Below are 23,234 nucleotides of genomic sequence, written 5' to 3'. Positions count from 1 at the left end.
CATGCTAGATAAATATAAAACTCCTCTGAATACTCAAACAAAGTTTATACTTTCAACGTCAGGAAGTAACTCTTCTATTACTAGACATAATAATGCTATGCATGAACTAGGTTTAAACTTATGTTACTTCACATTTGAGGGAGAAGTTGATGCTAAAACTTATACAGATACGATAAAAGCGCCTTTTGTAAATGGTGGTACCGTCACAGCTCAAAATGGTCTTAAATCAAAAATTATACCTTTTCTAGACTATGTAGAACCTCTTGCTAAAGAAACCTTAGCTGTAAACACTGTTATAAATAAAAGCGGTAAATTACACGGCTATAACACTGACTGTTTTGGTCTACATAATGCATTAACCAATGGTATTCAAAAATCTAAACAAAATATTGAAACTGCTGTAATCTACGGTAATGGTGGCGTTTCTGGTGTTGCCTTTAAAGTCCTTCAAGATTTAGGGATTAAAGTTACAATGATTGGCAGAGATCCTAAAAAAGTAACGCAAAAGAAAAAAGAACTTGGTGTCGAAAACATACCTCACTTTGAAGGTCCGTACGATTTAATCGTTGATGCTACCCCTATATCAGCTTCACCAAACTTAGAGCAAAATACTCAATTTATAGACTTGGTCAAACAATCAAAGATCACTTTCTGTCACAATATGCCCGAAAAAGATGGCCGTAAAAACCATCTACATGAGTATTGTAATAATAATGGAATCTTTTATATATCAGGAAAAGATATGTATGTAGCTCAACTTATAAAACAATATAGCCTATACTTTCAAAATTTTGACTCTAATTTAAATATCTCACAAGCAGATATTGTAAAGGCATGGAACTTATAAAATATTTAATTAAAATATAGGAATAAAGAGAAATAGTATTTACAACTTATACTTTACAGTTAACAAACCTCACTACGGTTTCTACCTTTCTCTTTGGCATTATATAATGCCTTATCGGCATTATGAAGACATTCAGCGATATTTTCTGAGCCGTTACTATCAGCTATACCACAACTTATAGTATATGATATATCATCACCATTAAAACTAACAATTTGTTTTTCTACACTTTTACGCAATCGTTCTGCAATTTTCAAAGCATCCTGCTTATTAGAATCTACAATCAATATAGCAAACTCTTCTCCACCAAGTCTAACGCCAGTATCATCATCACGACAATATTCTTTTATAATCCCTGCAAGGTCTTTAATAACCTCATCTCCATGAGCATGCGAATACGTGTCGTTGACATTTTTAAAAAAATCAATATCTATCATCACTAAAGCATACTCTTGTGCTTTTTTTCTGTGATCATCGTAACTCTGAGTTATAGAATCAAAACCTCGTCTATTAAAAAGCTCTGTAAGAGCATCTTTCTCAGCTGCTTCTCTATGTGCAATTTCAGCTTCTTTCAATTTTGTTATATCATGGTGTATACCTGCAAAGTGTGTAACATCATCTCTAAAGCCAAGACTAAGGGGGAATATTGATAAATCTACCCAGTATCTTTCGCCATTTTTTCTATAATTAAGAAGAGTAGTTTTTACTGGTTTGTTCTTTTCAATTGCCTGTTTTAATGTAAATAAACGCCTTTGATCTGTATCTTTACCTTGTAATATTTTAGGAGTATTTCCGATAAGCTCTTTTTTTGTATAACCCGTTAGTTTTTTAAAAAAGTCATTAACATAAACTATTTTTGGTCCATTTAATTTTGAATCGTTTTTAGCAGTTGTAATAATCATAGCATCAGTTGCTTTATCTACAATTTGCTGAAATGGCAATCGATATTTTTCAGTAACATCTACAAATGTACTAACTACTCTTCCATGATCAGAGTAAGCTTTTACCCAAATCCAAACATTTGATTGACCTTCAGGATATTCTATCCCCAATAACATTTCACAACTTTCTTCTTGACCATTATAAACAAGACTAGATGGGCGTTTATCATTATCAACAGTATTACCACTAGCATCAACTATCCTCCAATTTATTTCAAAAAGATTTTTTCCTAGTAGGTCATCACTATCTATTTTTAAAATATTACAAGCAGATTTGTTAACATAAATAACTGACGCATCAGGTCCATAAACAATAACACCTGAATAGATATTATCTAACAGTTTAGTAATACATAGGCTTTTCATAATTTAAGGAGTCTTCTTACAAGCTCATAGCTATGATAATTTAATTCTTAAATTTAAATATACTCTATAATTTTAACTATTACTATTTTTTAGCATAAATAATATCTTGTATATAAGTAAAGTTAATAGCCACAAGTAGTAAACATGATAGTATTTATAGCCCTCAACATATACTAATCGAATAACTATAGATAATATCTCGCTTCATTAAAAGAAAATCGTAACCTACTTAAATCATAATAAAGCAGTTAGTAGTTAACTAACTTTTCAAATTTTAATTGCAGCTCATTTTTAGTTTCTAAATTATTTGGGTCAATAATTATACAATCAACTGGACATACTTCAATACACTGAGAGTCTGAAAAGTGCCCTACGCATTCTGTACATTTATCAGGATCAATCTCAAAACACTCTTCACCTTGGGATATAGCCTCATTTGGGCATTCTGGCTCACATAAATCACAATTAATACAAAAATCTTTTATTAGTAATGCCATACTAGTTTTTATATTTTTTCTCTAATTCTCTAAATACACATTCAGGAACAAACTCACTAACTCTTTTATAGTTATTTAAAGCTACAGCTCGTACAAGAGTCGATGAAATACAAGAGTACTTTTCACTTGGAGTAAAAAATATTGTCTGAATGTCACTATTCAATTTGCTATTCATACTAGCCATTTGATACTCATAATCAAAATCTGATACGGCTCTTAAACCTCTAACTATGGCACAAGCATTATGATCTGATGCATGATCAACTAAGAGACCAGAAAAACCAATCACTTTTACCTTAGGATTACTTGCAAAAACTAGTTCAATAAGACTTACTCGTTGCTCAAGATCAAATAAAGTATTTTTACCATAAGCAGTAGATACTGAAACAACAATCTCATCAAACATACTCAATGCTCTTTCAACAAGATCTACATGACCATTTGTAATAGGATCAAATGTACCGGGATATACAGCTATTTTTTTCATGTAATTAATTCTTATACGAATTTTAGTAATTATAACTTGCTAAAGATAGTTTTGAAATATTTATAAGGTTTAGGACATTAAAAAAGTCCAAGCTCCAGTTTAGCTTCTTCTGTCATAAGCTCAGAGTTCCATGGTGGATCAAAAACCATAACTACATCAACCTTATCAACATTTGGTAGCATTGCAACACGTTTTTCAACATCTGTCATCAATACTGGACCCATACCACAACCTGGTGCAGTAAGTGTCATATCTATAATCACATGAAAATTACCACTTTCAAGCTTCCTCGTAATTACATTATATATAAGACCTAGGTCAACTATATTTACAGGTATTTCAGGATCATAAACAGTCTTCATCTGATCCCATACTGCATCCATATTAATAGGATCACCAGCTTTAATATTATACTCTTCTACTGGGTATTTAACTACCTGCTTACCTATCGCATCAGCATCTTTACCATCCAGGTGAAGAAGGTTACCATTTGCATTTACTGTAAAACTACCACCCTTATCTTGAGTTACCAAAACCTCTTGCCCTGGCATAAGCTCAACCTTATCACCAAATGGTACAGCTACTGCTTCAACCTGTCTTCTTACTATCGTTACATCTGTTGTTTTCATTTTTAAATTTATTCCTATAATTTCTATACAGTAAAACTTTCACCACAACCACATCGAGCAGACTCATTAGGGTTGGTATATTCTAGTTTATATAGTCCAAATTCATGCTTAACATAATCAATATTTACACCACTTAAGAAATCCATAGATTTATTTGATACAAAAAATCTCAAACCATGCTGGCTAACTTCCGTTGTATCTTTAGGCTCTTCAGCCACAAAATCCAAATCATAAGCTAATCCAGAACAGCCCATCATTTTCGTACCTATAAATATACCAACACAATCATTATGCTTTTCAAGATGTTTCTTAAAATGTTTCGCAGCAGCTTCTGTTACAGTTATTATATTATTAGGGTTAAATACTTCAACCATACTAAACCTCTTTTATATTTTTATTTTAATTGATTAATTACTCTCTTTAGAGCTTTAATAAATAAGTCTACTTCAGCGACTGTATTATACATTCCTAAAGACATTCTTACAGTAGCATTTATGCCAAACCTATATAATAAAGGATGGGCACAATGCTTACCCGTACGCACGCAAACCCCTTTAATAGATAATAATTCACCAATATCACCAGCATTACAACCAGCAACTATAAAGGTTATAACGCCAGCTTTATGCTTAGCTTCACCGATTATTTTGAAGCCATCTATTTTTTTTAACTCCTGCGTCGCGTACTTCAGGAGCTTTTGTTCAGCTTTTTCAATTTCGTTCATGCCAATAGAATTTACATATTCTATAGCTACACCAAGACCTATTACACCAACTATATCTGGTGTACCTGCCTCAAACTTATATGGTGGTTTTGCAAATGTAGTTCTAGCAATAGTAACATCTTCAACCATATCACCACCATAGTTAAACGGTGCTAGCTCTTCAAGTAAATTATATTTACCATAAAGCACTCCTACACCTGTCGGTCCATAAAGTTTATGGCTTGAAAACACAAAGAAATCACAATCTAAATCTTGAACATCAACTTTTGAATGTATAACAGCTTGCGCGCCATCTACAAGAATTAATGTGTTTGAATTTATTTTTCTGACCTTTTCTACGATTTCTTTTATAGGGTTTATAGTCCCTAATACATTAGAGCATAAGGTAATAGCTAAAACTTTTGTTTTAACTGTAATTTTAGAATATAAATCTTCTAAATCAAGCTCACCATTATCTGTTACTTTTACTACTTTAAAATTAAGGTTTTGACGCTCAGCTAACATTTGCCATGGAACAAAATTAGCATGATGTTCCATTTCTGTAACAACCAGTTCATCACCCTTTACCAAATGACTTTGACTTAGAGAATTAGCAATTAAGTTAATTGCTTCTGTAGTACCTTTTGTAAATACTATCTCTTCTTGGTTTTTTGCATTTATAAATTTTTGCACTAAAGTTCTTACACTTTCAAATTTATTACTAGCTTCTTGACTAAGAAAATACACTCCTCGATGAACATTTGCATACCCAAAAGCATATGCTTGAGACACTGCATCAATAACAGCCTGAGGCTTCTGTGCTGACGCACCAGTATCAAAAAAAACTACTGGTTTATCATTAATATTTTGAGCTAAAAATGGAAAATCGCCACGGATTTCATCTATATCGTACATAATCTTTCAAAAGTTTTATAAATCAACCCAATTATACTAAATTAGTATCATATTACTAGTATATTTTATATTTCCATACCATTACCCTTAACCTATATTACTGATTAAAATTAAGTTGATCAGATTTGATTTTCTTCTATATCTATACTAGTTATTATGGTAATTTTAAGAATATAATAGTCAATTATTGTAAATACTACTAAGAGAGAAATATATGTATAGGTTATTAAGTTCATTATGTGTTGTTGCAATTTTAGGTGGGTGCTCTATAGTTCCAGATATCCCAAATGATCCAGCTAAAAAAGAAGTAAGTCAGACTTTACCGCCTAAATACTTAAGTATTGATGGGTTTAGAAGTTGCTTAAATATCCAAACCAAAGGATTAGCTAATTTTTATTGTATGCCTAAAACAAAACCAGAAGACTGTAGAAAATCTACTTGGACTGCAATAAACAACCTAAAAGGTTCAGAAAAAATACCTGCTTGTTCTGAAGCAAATGATAATAAATAATCAAGGTTAGATTTTTTTAAAGAAAATTTCTATTATTTAGACTGAGATAGTAAGTATTGTGTAAGTAATGGAACTGGTCTACCACTAGCTTTACAGTTAGCAAAATCACCCATTGCAGAGCCTGCGATATCAAGATGAGCCCACTCATAATCTTCTGTAAACTTTGATAAGAAAAGACCTGCAACTATTGAACCTGCTGATCTATCTCTACCACAGTTATCCATATCTGCTACTTTACTGTCTAATTTTTTCATATAAGGTTTATGAAGAGGTAGTCTCCAAACAAGATCATTTGAAACCTGTGAAGCTTGCTTTAAGCTGCTTGCAAGTTTATCACTGTTAGCAAACATACCAGTAAAAGCATCTCCTAAAGAGGTAATCATAGCACCTGTAAGCGTTGCCATATTTATCACTGTTTTTGGCTTATATTTACCAACATAAGTTAAAGTATCACATAATACTAATCGACCTTCTGCATCAGTATTACTAACTTCTACTGTCAAACCTTTCATAGTTTTAAGAACATCTCCAGGACGATATGATCTTGCATCAACAGCATTTTCAGCTAAACCCATCACACCAACAACATTTATTGGTAGGTTAAGCATCGCAAGAGTTTTCATTGTACCCATTACCGCAGCTGCACCACCCATATCCATTTTCATAGAGTCCATGCCTGCTGCACCCTTGATGCAAATACCGCCATTATCAAACACTAAGCCTTTCCCTACAAGAACTATCGGAGCATCATCATTACCAGTACCGTTATATTCCATACATACAGTATAGTTAGACATATCAGAACCACGACCCACTGCTAATGCACATCCCATGCCTAACTCAGCCATTTGTTCTTCATCTAAATAATCTAACTCAAAAGTATCGTACTTAGCAGTAAGCTCACGAGCTTCATTTAACATATAGTCTGTATTACAAATGTTAGCTGGTAGATTTTGTAAATCTTTAGCATAATTTTGACCACAAGCAATTGCTAAACCAATTTTAGTAGCTTGTTCAATATCTTGTTGACCACCATATACAAGCTCTATATTTTCTAGCTCATAATCTTCTTTAGTAGTTTTTAATTCATCAAAAATATATGATTCAGAAATTAATGCTCTTACAGTTTCGCGAGCAAACCCAGCAACATCACCATTTACAAGAGCATAATCAATCGAAACTGCAACTTCTTCAATATTTAATTTTTTTAACTGAGCTGCTGCATTTGCCATAGCTTTATCGTATTCGCTTTGTAAAAAATCTGGTCTAGATCCTAATCCAAGTAATACAACAGTACGATCACCATGCAAAAGAGGTAATACTTCACCAAACTTTGCTTTAAACACTTTTCTATCAAGTAAGGCTTTAGAGTTTGGACATTTTGTATCATTGATTAGTTTTTGAAGATTTTCTTCTGCTACTATTATAAGCTCTGCTTGTAAAGTTGCTGTATCTGTTACTGTTAATTTCATATAACCTCGGTAATTTTATTAAACGACAAAATCATCATATCAAAAAATAGTATTATTTGTAATTAATTTTGTATATCTAGACAAGTAAACAGCTGACTTTTCAATAGAAAAACTATAAAATTGTTATCAGCTAATGAGACTAAAGGGTCTAAATTTTGATTTTAAATAAATATTACAACAAAGACATAGTCAACACCTTTACATCTATAACTTTGTTTATTATATCTATAGTTTCTGCAAACTTATTGATTCGTTTGTTCCAAAAAGCTTATTCGCAGGGGCTTGGGCTTGATTCAATTTTAAAATTCATTATTTTAACATTACCCGAGAATGTTACTCTTATAGCGCCAATAGCTCTATTTCTTGCTATAGTTACTTGTTTTGGTAAATACTTCGCTAATAATGAAATGTTCGTAACTTTAGCTGGTGGTGTGACATGGATGGAAATGGTAAAAAACACGCTAAAACCCACATATTTGCTTACTGCTATAGTGTTTTTCACAACTATGTTTTTAATACCTTTGGCAAAACAAACCTCAGACATTTTCCAAACATCTCTATCAGCAAAAGCTTTGCTTTCATCAATTACTGATGGAAAAATCATTAATGCTCCTGATGGTAGAGTTTTTTATATAAACAGTAAAAGCAGTAATAATCTTAATAAAATTTTTATGTATCAAAGGCTTGAGAACAGTAAAGAATACAAAATTCTCACTTCTCCAACAGCTAGCATAGAATCAAATAAAAGTGCTGCTTTCATCGATTTCAAAAAAGCTCATATCTACACCAGAGACACAGATTCTTTTAAATCAAGCTATGGAACAGCTGATAAAGCTATTTATACAATTTATGATAATTCTATAAGAGATTATAATCATGAGCGTATGGATAGAAAATTTATGGGAGAGCTTATAGCAAAATCTTTTGAAGGTCAGCGTAAATATACGGCTGAATTATTCGCAAGATTAAATAACTGCATATCCATTATAGTAGCTGGTCTAATAGCTATTTCAATGTGTCAACTAAGACCTAGACAAAACAAATACGCTAAACTTTTACCATCTGTTGTAGTTCTAGCTATTTATTTATGTAGCAACATGTTTATAAATACTTCTATGGGCTCAGGTGGCGTTCCTCCATGGATTGGCATATGGTTACCACACATATTTTTTATAATTTTTGCAATAAAAGCAATTAGAAAGCAAAATGGCTCATCAATAAAAGGATAAACTATGTTACTAAACCGAATTGATCGCTATATTTTTAAAACAGTTTTTAGTAGCTTCTTAATTGTGACTATAATTTTCTGTATTCTTTTCTTTATCTTCACATATCTAGCTCAAGTAAGTAATGACGATACTGGAGCATCAACTTTTGATTTAATTTTAATTACTTTATACCAGCTACCAGGTATTCTTTACACCCTCTTGCCAGCATGTGCTATGGTTGGAGCCTTGATGGGCTTGAGTTTATTAGCAAATAGTTCCGAAATAATTATTTTGAGAGCTTCTGGTTTCTCTACAGCACAAATATCTAAAGGTGTAATCTTAGTTGGTATTATAGGCTCAATGGCTACTGTCTTGTTTGGAGGATACATCGCCCCTGTATTACAAAAACTCTCAGATACAAGTAAGGTTGCTTATAATACTCATAACATTTGGCTTAAAACCCCAAACGGTATTATGCATATTGGTGAAATTGACTCTAAGAAACAAGTTGCCCTTGATATTAGAAAATTTATAATTAAAGATAACGAACTAAAAGAGATTCGTTTTGCTGAAAAAGCGAAGTATACAAATGATAACAGCGCAGATGTTTTTAGTATAAGTAAAGTAGTGTTCCCTAATAAAGATGCTGAAAAAGGTATTGATGTATCAACTAAGATAAAACAAGATAAGTGGGAGAATCCACTACCTCTTTCTGTGGCTCAAGTTATTACTATTAATGATAATGATTATTTAAACTTTTCTCAGCTTTCTAGATACATGCTCTCCGAATCACAAGCACGTGACAGTGCTTTAAACCTAAAGTTCTGGCAAGAAGTTTTTCAGCCATTATCTCTAATGGTGCTGATACTTCTTGCTGTCCCTTTAAGCATAGGATCAACAAGATCATCGACTTTAATTATTAAACTACTATTAGGTGCTTTTTTTGGTTTTGCATTCTTTATATTTAACCAGATATTTGGTCCTATTTCACTTATCTTACATTTACCACCAATATTAGGAGCTGCTGCACCTACATTTATAGCAATATGCTTACTAATATTTTTATTCATGAAGGCTAAAGAAACATAACAATATGACAATACATTCTTACTCACTTGATAATGGGCTTAATATTCATATCAAACAAGACACACGCGCTCCAGTAGTTTTATCACAAATATGGTATAAAGTAGGCTCATCTTATGAACCTAAAGGCATTACTGGTATTTCTCACATGCTTGAACACATGATGTTTAAAGGCACATCAAAATACACAAAAGAAGATATGAACAGTCTCGTAGAAAACAATGGTGGTGTGCAAAATGCTTTTACAAGCTTCGACTATACTGCATATTATCAGTTTTGGCATAAAAAGAATTTAGAGCTTAGTTTATCTATAGAGTCTTCTCGTATGAGTGATCTTCAATTCGATGATAATGAATTTAAACCTGAAAAAAAAGTTGTCTTAGAAGAGAGAAATCTTAGAGTTGATGATAAAGCTTTCAGTTTCGCTTTTGAACAATTTATGAAGCTTGCTTATGAAAATACTGGGCGTTATGCCCCTATTATTGGTTGGCGTAAAGATATAGAAAACTATAAACTTGAAGACCTAAAAAACTGGTACCAGCAACACTATGCTCCGAATAATGCAAATATTATCATAGCTGGTGACATTGACCCTAAACAATCATTTGAGCTTGTAAAAGAATATTTCCAAGATATCCCAAGATCGTCTATAAAAAACATTCAAACAAATGAATCTCGTTTTAATGTTGGCTATAGATATTCACAAATCAAGAAATCTCCAAATGAGACTTCTGCTGTTATGATGGGCTATATTACTCCATCATTAACTATAGAGTATAATGATAATGACCCTTATGCCTTGATGTTATTATCAAATATTCTAGGTGGTGCTGATGCTTCTATCTTACAGCAAAAAATTGTAAGAGAAGATAACCTTTGTTGTCATATTGATAGTGAATACTCTCCTTTCACAAAAGGCGAAGACATATTTGTTATCACTGCGATTGCTAACCAAGATGAAAGCCTTGAAAGCATACAAGATAAAATTGAATCTATAATTACAAACCTAAAGCAAACAAACGTCACACAAACTCAACTAGATAGAGCAAAAGTTGTAATTAAATCAGATAAAGTTTTTTCTATGGATTCTCTTGAAACTCAAGCAAATCTAATAGGCTCTTTGGCAAGTATTGGACTTGATGTTGATTACTACAAATATATCAATAAGCTTTATGATGTCTCAATTGAGGATGTTCATCGTGTCTTGAGCAAATATTTTAATAAAGAAAACCTAACATCACTTCACCTACTAAAAGATTAATTATGATACAAAAATCAACTATCAATAATACAAACATTTATTTCGAACAAGCGAACAGCATTCCAATGCTTGATATAGCCTTAAACTTTAGAGCAGGTTCAGCTTTTGATGGCAAATTAAATGGACTTGCTGATTTAGCTGTTGGATTATTTGGTACACAGACTAAAACCTCATCAGAAGAAGAACTTATCAATAAAATCACAGATATAGGTGCTTCTATCCATGCCGAAACTTCTAAAGAATATTTTAGCATCAAAATTCGCTCATTAAGTGATGAGAATATCTTGGTAAAACTATTTGAAATTTTAGAAGAAATTTTCACTCAACCTGATTTTAATGAAGACATTTTAGCTAGAGAAAAGCTACAAACAACAACTCACATCAAATACCTCTATAATCAGCCCAACTACTTAGCTTCTCTTGAATTTTCTAAGAATCTCTTTAGAGATAATCCATATAGCCACCCTACTATAGGTCATATTGAAACTATTGAAAAAATAACTGTCAAAGATATTAAAGATTTTTATGATACAAATATTTGCGCTAATAATACTAATATTTGCATAATTGGTGATATTGATAATACTAAAGCTCAAAATCTTGCAAGTACACTAATAAGTTTCTTACCTGTTGGCAATAAAAACATAGAAAACTCTACACAACATTCTGTGTCTAAAACAACTATAACAAAAATTTTTGCTAGTAAACAAACTTCTATACTAATGGGACACCAGCTTTTTTTAGATATTGATGATTCATTATATTTTCCATTAAAACTTGGCAATGAAATACTCGGTGGAGGTGGATTAAACTCATTACTTTTCAATAAAGTTCGTGAGGAGCTAGGACTTGTATACAATGTCGGAAGTAGCATTAATCTTAATCCCGACTATGGTAGTTTTGTAATTTCAGCACAAACTAGTAACCCTGAACTTGCACTTAAAACCATAAATGATGTTTATACTGATTTTATATCATCAAATATCGATGAAGAAACTCTATGTAATTCAAAAAAGCATATTGAAGGAACTCACTTACTAGGCTCTGTTAGAAATAGTTCTCGTTTAAGTATGATGTCATCTATAGCTAATAAGGATTTAGCCTTAGACTTTTTTGACACTTATGTTGATAATATAAATAAAGTTAGCTCCACAGATATAAAAAATGCTTTTATAGAAGTCCAAAAAAACCAAATGCTAACAGTTATGGTTGGAGATGTATAACATTGAAAACAAATACTATCCGAGTTGTAGCAGGTAAATATAAAAACCGTAAACTAAGATTTCCATCAATAAATGGCTTACGTCCAACATCTGATCAACTTAAAGAAACTATATTTAATTGGTTAGCTCCATATATTCATGATAGTATCTGTGTCGATGCTTTTGCTGGTAGTGGTAGCTTAGGTATTGAGAGCTTATCTCGAGGAGCTGAAAAGGTTATTTTTTATGAACTTAATTTTAAAGCTATAACTCAAATAAAAGAAAACCTAAATAGCTTAGAGGAAAAAAACTTTGAGATACATAGAAAAGATAGTATAAAAGCATTAACTACTATCAAGCTAGATTCTAAAAGTATAATTTTTATTGATCCTCCTTTTAACAAGGAAATAGCTCCTAAAGCAATAGAATCAATTCGTAATAATATTTCTATAGAAGCTAACACAATCATATATATTGAAACCGAAAAGAATGCTAGGTTAGATCTACATGACTTTAATATTCTTAAAGAGAAAAACACTTCTAATATTTCTGCAAAATTAATTACAAAAAGTTAATTCTTTTTTTGATAATAAGATTTAGAATATACTTAAATTTATCTACCTGGTTTTAGGCTATGAGTAATATCAATCATGTTGGCATTTCTGGACCATATATTTTTAGTATAATGTTTATGCTCGGCATAGTTGCTGAAAGTATGACTGGTGTGATTTCTTCATCTAGAAGGAACATGGATGCATTTGGGGTTGTTGCCATAGCATTAACTACAGCTCTGGGTGGTGGTGTAGTAAGAGACTTACTTTTAGGTAATTTACCTGTGACAATCATCCTTGAACCACACTATATAGTTATATGTTTATTTTTTTCAGTAGTAGCACTTTTCACACAAAAATATATAAACAAATTCTATAAAGTGTTTCTAATTCTTGATTCTATTGGTCTGATAGCATTTGCGTATATAGGTAGTAACATAGCATATGAAATTTGCACAGAAGTCTTTCACATGCAGTTTTTAAGTACTTTAGTAGTTGGTATTACAATTGCTATTATAAATGGGGTAGCTGGAGGAATTATGCGTGATATGATCTGTAATGACATACCCGTAGCATTTAAATCTGAGCTATATGCTTCTGTTGCTGCTTTAATTGGCGGCTTAAATATCATATTCATTCATCTTGACATAAACTCGTATGTTGGAGCTGCAATAATAATTAGTTTTGGAGTAAATATCCGCCTTTTAGCAATTTTGTATAAATGGAAGCTACCTACAGTTTAAAAAACTGTTTTAGCATTTAATAAAATTCAAGTATAATATTCTACTTTACTACTATTAACCTTTATTATAATTCACTATGGCTTTTGTAAAAAATAAAAAACATATAATTATATTACCTATATTTTGTATTTTTTTATTTATAAACTTTTGTCAGCCATTAGTAATGGATGACTTTTGGCGATCAAATATTAATGCTTTATATAATAGCACTATACTCATTAACCTCTACCATGATTATTTTCATTGGACTGGAAGAATGTCTGCTCAGATTCCAGTATATTTATTTTTTAACAAAAGTTACCCTTTTTCAATAGCTTTAATAAACTTTATCAATGCTTTTGCTATGACTTCTTTGATAATATATCTTTATAAAAACACTATAAAGGATAAATACAATGTTTGCTCTAAAAGCTTCATAATATACTTAAGCTTATTCCTATTATATTTTTTCAATTCTAGATTTATCGCTACTGCCACATGGAAAACTGCTGGTATTCAGTATTTATGGGGTTTAAGCTTATTAGTTTATATTTTTAATAAACTCTATATTAAAAATATAAGTCAGCGATTTGCAAGTGTTATATATGGAATAATTCTTGGTTGTTATAATGAAGCATTTTTCATGGTTATCTTTACTATTATCTTTTACTATATAATCTTTGAGATCACCTCTCGAAAAAAGTTAAATATAAATACATTATTCTTTTTTATTCCATTCATAGTTTCTGGAATATTACTGATTATAGCACCGGGAAGTTATGTTAGAACTGGAGGTATACTTGATGGACAAACCTTATTCTCTTATCTTATATCTCACTTCATAGATTTCATTATCTTATTTACCACTAAGCTCGAACTTTCTGTACCTTTTTTATTATCTATTATTCTTACATTAATTTATGAAAAAGATACAAAATCGAAAGTATTTATATGCCTTGGCTTAACTTCGATTTCATTTACGATGTTTTTTATAATGTTTGGGCTTTCTACTAGAGTTGAGATGATATATATGGTCGTATATTTTTATATCTGTTGTAAATATTTTTTAAATATAAGGCTAATTAACCATTTAAAGTATTTATACCTCTTGTGCTTAGCTATTGTAGCTTTTTATTCATATCAATTATTTTCAGCTTACTTAGAAATGGGTATTGATAATCAAATCAGAAACCAAGAAATTATAGAATACCAAGAGAACAATATTAAAGACGCTGTGGTTTCGAATTATTTTCTATCGAAGCAAAACGATGTTTACTATTATGAATTAGCTCCATTTAAGAGTAATTGGTATAATCAGCAGTTTGCAGAATATTATGATTTCGACTCCATAGTAGCAGAACATTAAAACATAAATCATTCACAACAAAAAATCAACATTATCATCATTATCAAAAACTTCTAATAATGGTTCAAAATTAAGTGACAACCCTATCACCTTAAATACTTCAGCTAACTTATCTCCAAGTAAAAGTTCTTTCATATCTGTGCTGTATTTCAACTGTTCTTCTAAATTTAGCCTTTTTGATATATTAGCAAATACGCTTGCTACATCAGCTCTTTTAAGAAAGTTTGACTGACTCATAAACCCTTGTAGTTCAAAACCATTTTCACAGGCACTTTCAGCAATCGTAGTAAAATCGACATGAGCTGTAATATCTTGCTCACCAACGTTAATAAAAGGATCATAATTCACTCTGTGCTGATGATAACAAGCTAAGGTTCCCATATTTCTTTCAGCTCTATAATAATCTGCTCGATGATAACCATAATCAGCTATTAGCACAACACCAGCTTCTAAGCACTCTGAAAGAGATTTTATCCAGGGTCTAACCCAGGTGTTAACTTCACTTGTATAATCAGTTTCAAATATAAGCCCATCATTTTTAAGAATTTCTATTTCATTATCAAATCGAGATTCATTTTTAGATAAATCAACAAAGCTAAACTCATTACCAACCAAAGCTACACCTTGTTGCTTTATATTTGTGCCATCTGACTTAAAAATCTCCACTGGCATTGCATCTAAAACTTCATTAGCAAAAACTATGGCTTTAACTTTTTGTTTAGGTAATTCATACAACCATTCAAATTTATCGTAAAGATGGGGAGCTTTTTCTTTTATAAAATATTGTTGTCGTAACCTTAAATTATTACTTAACTCTATAATAATGTATTTTCTAGGCAGCTCCTTGAGTCTCTCAAGTTGTAGTATACTATCAGCAGCAAATTTACCAGTACCAGCACCAAATTCAATAACACATGTATCTTTACCTATTTCTTTTATAATCTTTGCGAATACTTCAGCAAAAGTACAAGCAAATATAGAAGTTTGGCTTGTTGCCGTTATAAAATCACCTGCTGAAGATATTTTATCTTTAGCTCCCGAATAATATCCTAATTCAGGATAGTATAATGCTAGATGCATATAATCCTGAAAAGTTATTGTGCCATCATTTTTTTGGATTTTTTTACAAATAATTTCTTTAAGACTCAAAACAATATCAAATAAAATTTAGTTAATTGTGATTATTTTAAAAGTATTTTAAATTTTAAGCAAAAAAATATGACTTTCAAAGAAAAAAAGATTAGAATACTAGCTCATAAAATACCTATAATCAAAAAACATGTCAATTATAAATACTTATCCTATTGCAATAACAGGCGGTATAGCTAGTGGTAAATCTAAAGCTACAGAAATTTTACGCGAAAAACTAGACTTAACTGTCGTGTGTGCTGATACTATCAGTAGAGAAATTACAAAAAAACCCACAGTTATAAAAAAAATAGCAGAAAAATTTGGCAGTGATGTCATAATGAATAAAAATATAAATCGTGCAATGCTTAGATCAATTATTACTGAGTCGCGCGAAGCAAAAAAATGGCTAGAAGATTATCTACATCCTGTAATTAATAGAGAAATAAAAAAACAAGTAAAAGAATCCTCTTCTTCTATGACTATTGTAGATATTCCTCTACTAGCACCTTATAACATCAAGCACTACAGTTATGTAAAAAAAGTAATCGTAATTAAAGCAGACTTTGAAACAAGAGTTCAAAGATTAATGGAAAGAGATAATAAAGATCGTCAACAAGCTACCGCTTTCATAAACTTACAAATATCTGATACTGAAAGAGAAAAAATGGCTAATTTTGTTATTGATAATACAAGTTTATCTGACCAAGAATTAGAAGATAAGCTTATTGACACAATTAATGACATAACTAACTTGACTAACTAATTTTTTAAATCTATAATTGTCATCACTTAATTGCACCCATAGCTCAACTGGATAGAGTACTCGGCTACGAACCGAGCGGTTAGGGGTTCGAATCCCTTTGGGTGTGCCATTAAGAATTCTTGCGGGAATAGCTCAGTGGTAGAGCACAACCTTGCCAAGGTTGGGGTCGCGAGTTCGAGCCTCGTTTCCCGCTCCAAGATATTTTAATCTACATACATAATATTACTTATCTAAAAGCATTCAATATGTTAAAATTTCAAGTAAAATATCACTAGTAATTTACATATGTCTAAAAAAATTATTTTAACAGGAATAACTCCCTCTGGAACTCCTCATCTTGGTAACTATATTGGTGCAATTAAGCCTGCTATAGAAATGTCTTTAAATCAAGATTACCAGTGTATGTACTTCATTGCAGATCAACACTCACTAGTAAAACTTTGGGATAAAAAACTTCGATTACAATACATTAATGAAATCGCTTGTTCATGGTTAGCTCTTGGACTTGATCCCGACAACTCTTTTTTCTATCGCCAATCAGATATTCCAGAAATAATGGAACTTAATTGGATACTTACTACTGTTGCTCCAAAAGGCTTACTAAATAGAGCTCACGCATATAAAGCTCTTGCTGACCAAAATATCCAAGCAAATAATTCAGATCCAGATAAAGGCATAACTATGGGGTTGTTTAACTATCCTGTATTAATGTCAGCTGACATTATAATGTTTGATGCAGAGATTGTCCCTGTTGGCAAAGACCAAATTCAACATATAGAGATAGCTCGAGACCTTGCAAATAGATTTAACCATATATATAAAACTCAAACATTGGTTTTACCTCAAGCTTACACTAATGAAGATGGTCAAACCATACTTGGTTTAGATGGCCGGAAAATGTCTAAAAGTTATGATAATACTATTCCGATATTCTCTACTGAAAAGAAGCTTAGAAAACAGGTTATGAAAATAATCACAAATTCTCAACTACCTGAAGAAAAAAAAGATCCAACTAACTGTACTGTGTTTGCAATTTATAAAGCAATTGCAGAAGAGTCTGAAATTAAAAATTTAGAGCAGCAATATATAACTGGTGGATTGGGCTGGGGAGATGCTAAACAGATTTTATTTGAGAAAATAAATACATTCTTAGCTGAATCACGAGAAAAATATGATTATCTGATAAACAATCCTAAAGTAGTTGAAGATATACTTGCTAAAGGAGCCAGTAAAACAAGACCACTTGCAATAAAAAAACTAGAAGAGATAAAAAATGCTATAGGAATATAGAATGAATAATTCCTCAAAAAACTTCATAATTGCAAACTATAGTATCCACTCTTTAGCTCTTATTTGTTGGGCGAAAGAAAACTTAAATAATGACTTCTATGTACTCTCTGTAGATACTGGCTTTGCTTCGAGTGATTGGAGTGACTATCTTGAAAAAGTCTTTAATTGGCTTGATAAATCAAATATAAAATACTCACACTTAAAATCCGAAAATTCATTTCAAGAATTAGTTACAGCCCGTAAACAATTTCCTTCTCAGCAATTTAGCTGGTGTGCAGGATTCTTAAAAGGTATTACATTACTAACTGAAATTGATGAAATAGATCCCGATTGTGAGGCAACTATTTTACTTAGCCACCGCAAAGATCTATCTTTAGCATCATCTTTACTTAAAAACCTAGATGAAGAAGAAAAATATGATTATCGTGAATTAAAATACCCTCTTTTAGATAAATCGTTTGCTGATATTCAGCAGTACATATCTGATTTACCTTTCACTCCAGTATTTAGGAGTCAAGAATGTCAGCCATGTATTCATTTTACAAAAAAAGAATTTGAAACTATCACTACACATGATAGTCAAAAAATAATACAATTAGAACAAGAAAACCAAACTTTTATGTTTGGAAGTGAATCTTTTGCGAATTCAAAAGATAACTTTTTAGATAAAGATAATATTATGCTAGAACTTTCCAAAGCTTGTAGCTGGGAATATAGCTGTGGCCTTTAAAGCCACTTTTTATAAGGATAAAACACCATGAATGAATATTTTTTATTTAGCTTACTCACTGTAGTAGCTGCCATGATGAGCTATATTAACACCAAATTTTTAAAACTTCCTAAAGCTATAGGACTAACGGTACTTTCAATAACTTTTTCTGCTCTATGTGCTTCATTTTTATCTAAAGATAACTTCTTAGTAGTCGCCTTATCTAGTTTTGATTTTAAAACTACTGTTTTAGATGGAATGCTGTCATTTTTATTATTTGCTAATGCATTACATTTTAATATGATTGATTTAAAAAAAGAATTAAAAGCAATATTTGGGTTGGCTAGTGTTGGTTTATTTTTATCTGCTGGATCAACAGCCCTTTTAATTTATGGATTTTGTAAACTAGTAGGTGTGGAGCTAAGTTTTGGTTATTGTCTAGTATTTGGTGCTCTAATATCACCTACTGACCCTATTGCAGTAATTAGCACACTCGCAGGCAACAAAACAATCCCTAAACATCTTAAAACTCGAGTCGTTGGCGAGTCCTTATTTAATGATGCAACTGGAATTGTCCTTTTTGTAGTACTTTCAAATATTGTATTCTTTGGTAGTGGTGGTGATTTTGGTAATGCAATATCAGTTAGTAATTTTGACTTTATCTGGACCATATCAAAGCAAATTACCATTGAAGCAGGTGGCGGTATACTTCTTGGTTATATTTTTGCAAAAACTGCTTTAATCTTTTTAAATACCAATGAAGATTCTGAGACATCAATTTTCTTAACTCTAGGTATTGCCAGTATGGGCTATGTAATTGCCCATAGCTTACATGTATCTGGACCTATATCAATGGTAGTAGCTGGATTGTTTATTGGTAATAGCCTTTCAGACCGTAAAAATGTAAATCCTGAACAAGTCCGTAAGTTAGATAACTTTTGGATGGTAATAGATAACATGCTCAACTCATTCTTATTTATCCTAATAGGTCTTGAACTAACAAGCATACCATTTAATATAAATGCTTTTTGGATAGGTGTTGCGGGAATATTTATTGTAACGATTTCAAGATTTATTAGTGTTTCTATACCTATAACATTAATTGATAAAAAACTCTCTCATAGCTCGACTAAAGATAATGTCTTAGTAGCTTGGTCAGGTGTCCGAGGAGGTATTTCTCTTGCTTTAGCATTATCACTTCCTGATGAGGGAAACATGATAGTTGGAATTACATATACTGTTGTGGTCTTATCAATACTTCTTCAAGGATCAACTTTGAAGTTAGTCTTAAACTGGATTTATCCTCCTAAAATCATTAAAAAAGCTGCTAATGACGAGGCTTGTTAACCTCAGAAAACTTGATATTAATAGTTATTTCTCAATCGATTATTGTTTGCTCCTTTACTATCATAAAAACCACTATTATGTGTAGAACTCATTAAACTTTCATAATGATGATTCCGCCCATAGAAATCAAAATAATTATCTGTCAGCTGCTCGGGAAATGACCCTTGAAGAGTATCACTATAACCATATGGTCTTTTATAATAAGATGCTGACTTATTTAAGTAACTTGGTTCATTTTTAAGTTCAGTCGCTGCTGAGAAAACAGTTACAGAATCAGGATTCAAGTTAACTATTTTTGCACCCTTTGTTTTATTATTTGAAAAACTAGCCACGCCATCTGCATCCGTTTCATATACTTTTTCAGCAAAAACACCATGTACTAAAAATACAGCAGTCATTATAGAAATAATCTTTTTCATAATGCTTATCTCTTTATAAAATTCTTATTATTCTTTAATATTGCCAAAGCTTGCTTATAATCACAATCATTAAGTATCATAACAATTGCTATTTTGACTGATTTATTAGCTTTTTCATAATATTCTTGTGCGACTTCATAGCTGACACCTGTAGCCTGACAAACTATATTTTTAGCCCTTTCAACAAGCTTTTCATTTGTAGGTTTGACATCAACCATCAAGTTTTCATATACTTTACCAATCTGAACCATTGATAATGTTGATATCATATTTAATATAAGTTTTTGTGTTGTTCCAGATTTAAGTCTAGTTGAGCCAGTTAAAACTTCAGGACCTGGTACAACTTCAACATTATGATTCGCAAATTCAGAAATTTTAGCATCTTTAGTGCAACTTATAGCTACAGTATTTGCATTTATAGAGTTAGCATACTTTAATGCTCCAATTACATAAGGAGTTCTACCACTAGCAGCTATCCCTACAACTATATCTTTAGAACTAAGATCTATATTTATCAAATCAGATTCACCAAATATAGGATTATCTTCTGCACCTTCTTGAGCCTCAATAAATGCTCTCTCTCCACCAGCTATTAATCCAACTATAGTGTTATAATCAACACTAAATGTTGGTGGACATTCAACAGCATCTAATATCCCAAGACGACCACTTGTCCCAGCACCTACATAAATAATCCTACCACCGTTTTCTAATACTTTTGCTGTATGAGTTATAACATCTACTAAATTTGAATGTTGATCTTTTAATGCTTCAATAACACTATATTCTTCATTTATCATCAAACTAATAGCATCAGATATATTCATTTTATCTAGATTGATACTTTTATCATTACGTAATTCTGTGTTTATATTCTTTAATATGCTCATAATACTGTCTGCTTAACTATTCCTAGTGGATAAAGATACTTACTATCTAAATATATTTTTTCTGGAAGAGCTTCCTCTTCATCATCTTTGTTATCTGCTTCTTTTTTAGCTTTAATTTCAGCCAACTTACTTTCTCTAGTTTGACTTTTCTTTTTATCTTTTGAGTTATCTTTAACCTCATTCTTATCTTCTGGTGCATCTTCATCTCCAAGCTCATCTTTAATTTCTTGAGCTTTCATATCAAGAGCTGTTGTTTGGATATAAATCTTATTTACTGTATTTTTCACAGAATCTATATCTGCTAATATTTGTGGGCTTACTGCACTATCCAAATCAATTGTTTGTAAAATATCAAAATCATAATTTAATTGCATGACCTTGTCTTTTGTAAATACAAACAAATAACCAAACTTAGGAACTACTAACTGTATCCCATCATCACTATCTTCCTCTTCCTCATCATTTTTATTCTGCCCAAGACGCTTTGGTTTTGGTGGAGGTTTAGGCTGAGATTCATCTTTTTCAAACTCAAATTCTTTCTCTAAACCATTTTCACCATACTCTAAAGATTCAAAACTTCCATAACCTTTCTTATACTCATAGCGATGTAATTTTTCAGGCTCATAAGTAATTATATATATTGATTCATTATTTTTTGAAACAATTACTGGCTCACCAACACTTTCACCATCAATATAAGTATCTAAACTTTTTCCAACCCTATGATCACCATTATAGTTAAAATCACTTATATGCATTAAAGTTTTGCTGTTATTATCAGGATGAATAATTAATGCCATATTTGCATCAAAGTTATTTGTGAAGTCAGGTACAAGTAGTTTAATATTTTTTTCTGTCAACTCTCGCTTGATATTTAGTTTACCGCCAAGCTTCATTTTATATTGTTTATCAGAAGTTGAATATATTGAATAATAAGCCTCTAATATTTCCATAGAACCTTTTTTCTGATCAGCTTTTCTTATAATAACTATTTGTGGGGGGGAATCTTTTTCCTCATAATACCAAGCAACATCAAAAATATTCTCTTTAATAAAAGGTCCACCAATACTGCCACCACTAGAATCTCCATTTGAAACAGGCTTCCAATTACCTATTTCATTACCTAACTGCTCATTATCCTCTTCTAAACCCTTAACCTCATCAGCAAGAATATCTTCTAAGCTTATACTTGTTGTAAAAAGTTTATTTGTATCATGAATTATAAGATGTAGGCTCCATTTCCCACCTTCAAGATTCCAACCAACTTTAACCTTAAACTCAGAGTCCATACCTTCTGGAATTGGTACACCTATCTTTGCATTTTTAGTAAATATACTTATTTGTTGATTTTGAACCTGAATAAAGCCAATAAACCCTTTATAGTCTTCCTCTATTTCACCATCAGAAAGTCTATAGCTTTTTGCCTGTGGTTCAGTTATTGCAGAAACATTTATCATAGGAACATTTATAGGAATGTAATCGCCATCAAAATTTTGATAAATATTATCTATAGCTGCGTTATAGATAATATTCTTGGTTAAATCTACTTTATCACCACCACGATTATATGCTTTATATATATCATTGAAACTCATATATTGTTGCCCTTGATATAATCTAGCATTACCATTTTTTGGAAAAAATGATGTGACATCATCTTCATCTACAACTATCTCAAATTTACTATTCCCAATGATATATTCATTTGTCTTAGTAAAATTTATATCATCTTGAATATTTGAAACATAGGTTTCACCTAAAACCTTTTCATTACTATTTTTAACAATGCTTTTTGTTGTAAGTAAACCCATTCTAAATGAATAAAGCAATCCTGTAAGCATTACCATAACTACAAAAGCAAAAATTAATGCCATAAGCAAAGCAGAACCAGAATTTTTGATACTCTTAAATTTCATATATG

24 protein-coding genes and 2 tRNA genes are annotated in these 23,234 nt (G+C 31.3%); 15 read left to right on the top strand and 11 right to left on the bottom strand.

Annotated elements, in window-relative coordinates; genetic code table 11:
• The first annotated feature begins 1 nt into the window (after position 1).
• Complete coding sequence (locus CDH04_RS03860) at positions 2 to 847, top strand: shikimate dehydrogenase family protein (protein WP_112869768.1); 846 nt, start codon at positions 2 to 4, stop codon at positions 845 to 847.
• A 59-nt stretch (positions 848 to 906) separates the two neighbouring features.
• Here the strand turns inward: CDH04_RS03860 and CDH04_RS03855 are convergent, their stop codons facing one another.
• From CDH04_RS03855 to CDH04_RS03830, 6 genes are all read right to left on the bottom strand, one after another.
• On the bottom strand, positions 907 to 2,154 hold the full coding sequence (locus tag CDH04_RS03855) for a sensor domain-containing diguanylate cyclase (RefSeq protein WP_112869767.1): 1,248 nt from the start codon (positions 2,152 to 2,154) through the stop codon (positions 907 to 909).
• 248 nt (positions 2,155 to 2,402) lie between these two features.
• Positions 2,403 to 2,651 carry a YfhL family 4Fe-4S dicluster ferredoxin gene (locus CDH04_RS03850; protein ID WP_112869766.1) on the bottom strand — a complete coding sequence of 83 codons (249 nt, stop codon included), beginning with the start codon at positions 2,649 to 2,651 and terminating at the stop codon, positions 2,403 to 2,405.
• A 1-nt stretch (position 2,652) separates the two neighbouring features.
• Positions 2,653 to 3,138 carry a pantetheine-phosphate adenylyltransferase gene (coaD, locus tag CDH04_RS03845; protein WP_112869765.1) on the bottom strand — a complete coding sequence of 162 codons (486 nt, stop codon included), beginning with the start codon at positions 3,136 to 3,138 and terminating at the stop codon, positions 2,653 to 2,655.
• 77 nt (positions 3,139 to 3,215) lie between these two features.
• Positions 3,216 to 3,767, bottom strand: a complete 552-nt coding sequence (sufT, locus tag CDH04_RS03840) for a putative Fe-S cluster assembly protein SufT (RefSeq protein ID WP_112869764.1) — start codon at positions 3,765 to 3,767, stop codon at positions 3,216 to 3,218.
• A gap of 23 nt (positions 3,768 to 3,790) precedes the next feature.
• Complete coding sequence (locus CDH04_RS03835; RefSeq protein WP_112869763.1) at positions 3,791 to 4,141, bottom strand: HesB/IscA family protein; 351 nt, start codon at positions 4,139 to 4,141, stop codon at positions 3,791 to 3,793.
• A gap of 20 nt (positions 4,142 to 4,161) precedes the next feature.
• Positions 4,162 to 5,385: an aminotransferase class V-fold PLP-dependent enzyme gene (locus CDH04_RS03830; RefSeq protein WP_112869762.1), complete on the bottom strand. Its 1,224-nt coding sequence runs from the start codon at positions 5,383 to 5,385 to the stop codon at positions 4,162 to 4,164.
• Positions 5,386 to 5,599: 214 nt separating this feature from the next.
• Between CDH04_RS03830 and CDH04_RS03825 the strand changes: the two genes are divergently transcribed.
• Positions 5,600 to 5,896 (top strand): hypothetical protein, encoded by a 297-nt coding sequence (locus CDH04_RS03825; protein ID WP_112869761.1) that lies wholly within the window; start codon positions 5,600 to 5,602, stop codon positions 5,894 to 5,896.
• A 32-nt stretch (positions 5,897 to 5,928) separates the two neighbouring features.
• Here the strand turns inward: CDH04_RS03825 and CDH04_RS03820 are convergent, their stop codons facing one another.
• Positions 5,929 to 7,368, bottom strand: coding sequence for a leucyl aminopeptidase (locus CDH04_RS03820; protein ID WP_112869760.1), 1,440 nt, complete (start codon positions 7,366 to 7,368; stop codon positions 5,929 to 5,931).
• A 155-nt stretch (positions 7,369 to 7,523) separates the two neighbouring features.
• Between CDH04_RS03820 and lptF the strand changes: the two genes are divergently transcribed.
• From lptF to CDH04_RS03785, 7 genes are all read left to right on the top strand, one after another.
• Positions 7,524 to 8,597, top strand: a complete 1,074-nt coding sequence (gene lptF, locus CDH04_RS03815; protein WP_112869759.1) for an LPS export ABC transporter permease LptF — start codon at positions 7,524 to 7,526, stop codon at positions 8,595 to 8,597.
• Between the two features lie 3 nt (positions 8,598 to 8,600).
• On the top strand, positions 8,601 to 9,665 hold the full coding sequence (gene lptG / locus CDH04_RS03810; protein ID WP_112869758.1) for an LPS export ABC transporter permease LptG: 1,065 nt from the start codon (positions 8,601 to 8,603) through the stop codon (positions 9,663 to 9,665).
• Between the two features lie 4 nt (positions 9,666 to 9,669).
• Positions 9,670 to 10,923, top strand: coding sequence for a M16 family metallopeptidase (locus tag CDH04_RS03805; RefSeq protein WP_112869757.1), 1,254 nt, complete (start codon positions 9,670 to 9,672; stop codon positions 10,921 to 10,923).
• A 2-nt stretch (positions 10,924 to 10,925) separates the two neighbouring features.
• Positions 10,926 to 12,146, top strand: a complete 1,221-nt coding sequence (locus CDH04_RS03800) for a M16 family metallopeptidase (protein WP_112869756.1) — start codon at positions 10,926 to 10,928, stop codon at positions 12,144 to 12,146.
• Positions 12,147 to 12,148: 2 nt separating this feature from the next.
• Entirely contained in the window at positions 12,149 to 12,700 is a 552-nt protein-coding gene (gene rsmD, locus CDH04_RS03795; RefSeq protein ID WP_112869755.1) for a 16S rRNA (guanine(966)-N(2))-methyltransferase RsmD, read from the top strand.
• 68 nt (positions 12,701 to 12,768) lie between these two features.
• Positions 12,769 to 13,419, top strand: coding sequence for a trimeric intracellular cation channel family protein (locus CDH04_RS03790; RefSeq protein ID WP_112870891.1), 651 nt, complete (start codon positions 12,769 to 12,771; stop codon positions 13,417 to 13,419).
• A gap of 76 nt (positions 13,420 to 13,495) precedes the next feature.
• Positions 13,496 to 14,764 carry a DUF6056 family protein gene (locus tag CDH04_RS03785; protein WP_112869754.1) on the top strand — a complete coding sequence of 423 codons (1,269 nt, stop codon included), beginning with the start codon at positions 13,496 to 13,498 and terminating at the stop codon, positions 14,762 to 14,764.
• 12 nt (positions 14,765 to 14,776) lie between these two features.
• Here CDH04_RS03785 and CDH04_RS03780 read toward each other — a convergent pair whose 3' ends face one another.
• Positions 14,777 to 15,913 (bottom strand): class I SAM-dependent methyltransferase, encoded by a 1,137-nt coding sequence (locus CDH04_RS03780; protein WP_162699194.1) that lies wholly within the window; start codon positions 15,911 to 15,913, stop codon positions 14,777 to 14,779.
• Positions 15,914 to 16,043: 130 nt separating this feature from the next.
• Between CDH04_RS03780 and coaE the strand changes: the two genes are divergently transcribed.
• The 6 genes from coaE to CDH04_RS03750 all read left to right on the top strand — a co-directional run bounded on the left by coaE (position 16,044) and on the right by CDH04_RS03750 (position 20,004).
• Entirely contained in the window at positions 16,044 to 16,658 is a 615-nt protein-coding gene (coaE, locus tag CDH04_RS03775; RefSeq protein WP_112869752.1) for a dephospho-CoA kinase, read from the top strand.
• A 32-nt stretch (positions 16,659 to 16,690) separates the two neighbouring features.
• Positions 16,691 to 16,767, top strand: a tRNA-Arg gene (locus CDH04_RS03770).
• A gap of 12 nt (positions 16,768 to 16,779) precedes the next feature.
• A tRNA-Gly gene (locus tag CDH04_RS03765) sits at positions 16,780 to 16,854 on the top strand.
• A gap of 89 nt (positions 16,855 to 16,943) precedes the next feature.
• Entirely contained in the window at positions 16,944 to 17,948 is a 1,005-nt protein-coding gene (gene trpS / locus CDH04_RS03760; protein WP_112869751.1) for a tryptophan--tRNA ligase, read from the top strand.
• 1 nt (position 17,949) lies between these two features.
• On the top strand, positions 17,950 to 18,678 hold the full coding sequence (locus CDH04_RS03755; protein ID WP_112869750.1) for an adenine nucleotide alpha hydrolase family protein: 729 nt from the start codon (positions 17,950 to 17,952) through the stop codon (positions 18,676 to 18,678).
• A gap of 27 nt (positions 18,679 to 18,705) precedes the next feature.
• Positions 18,706 to 20,004: a cation:proton antiporter gene (locus tag CDH04_RS03750; RefSeq protein ID WP_112869749.1), complete on the top strand. Its 1,299-nt coding sequence runs from the start codon at positions 18,706 to 18,708 to the stop codon at positions 20,002 to 20,004.
• A 17-nt stretch (positions 20,005 to 20,021) separates the two neighbouring features.
• Here the strand turns inward: CDH04_RS03750 and CDH04_RS03745 are convergent, their stop codons facing one another.
• The 3 genes from CDH04_RS03745 to CDH04_RS03735 are packed head-to-tail and all read right to left on the bottom strand — an operon-like array spanning position 20,022 to position 23,229.
• Positions 20,022 to 20,423: a hypothetical protein gene (locus CDH04_RS03745; protein ID WP_112869748.1), complete on the bottom strand. Its 402-nt coding sequence runs from the start codon at positions 20,421 to 20,423 to the stop codon at positions 20,022 to 20,024.
• Positions 20,424 to 20,428: 5 nt separating this feature from the next.
• Positions 20,429 to 21,313, bottom strand: coding sequence for an N-acetylmuramic acid 6-phosphate etherase (murQ, locus tag CDH04_RS03740; protein ID WP_112869747.1), 885 nt, complete (start codon positions 21,311 to 21,313; stop codon positions 20,429 to 20,431).
• Positions 21,310 to 23,229 (bottom strand): hypothetical protein, encoded by a 1,920-nt coding sequence (locus tag CDH04_RS03735; protein WP_112869746.1) that lies wholly within the window; start codon positions 23,227 to 23,229, stop codon positions 21,310 to 21,312. The genes murQ and CDH04_RS03735 overlap by 4 nt, the downstream gene beginning before the upstream one ends.
• Between the last annotated feature and the right edge of the window lie 5 nt (positions 23,230 to 23,234).

Origin of the sequence: Francisella adeliensis (assembly GCF_003290445.1) — a bacterium.
Lineage (GTDB): Bacteria > Pseudomonadota > Gammaproteobacteria > Francisellales > Francisellaceae > Francisella > Francisella adeliensis.
This window is presented reverse-complemented; position numbering and strand designations above follow the sequence as displayed.